Source organism: Streptomyces sp. ADMS (genome assembly GCF_033441795.1).
In the GTDB taxonomy this organism is placed as follows: Bacteria; Actinomycetota; Actinomycetes; order Streptomycetales; family Streptomycetaceae; genus Streptomyces.
In genome coordinates this window covers 1-241 of record NZ_JAVFVX010000616.1, presented here as the reverse complement: position 1 = coordinate 241, position 241 = coordinate 1, and the positions used below count along the sequence as shown (strand labels likewise).

Annotated in this window: 1 pseudogene; it reads left to right on the top strand. The window is 68.9% G+C overall.

The window, feature by feature from the left end:
• A pseudogene (locus tag RB628_RS43095) lies at positions 1 to 241 on the top strand (hypothetical protein); the annotation flags it as partial.

Sequence of the window (241 nt, the reverse complement as noted above, 5' to 3'; positions counted from 1 at the left end):
CCATCCAGGCCACCGGTGTCGCGATGAACATCCCGGCCCGGGGCCAGATCGTGGCCCTGGCGACCGCCTTGCAGGAGAGCGGCCTGCGGAACCTGACCTACGGCGACCGCGACAGCCTCGGGTTGTTCCAGCAGCGTCCGTCGCAGGGATGGGGCACCGCGAACGAGATCCTCGACCCGGTGCACGCCTCGACGAAGTTCTACGAGGCGCTGGAGAAGGTCTCGGGCTGGCAGTCCCTGTC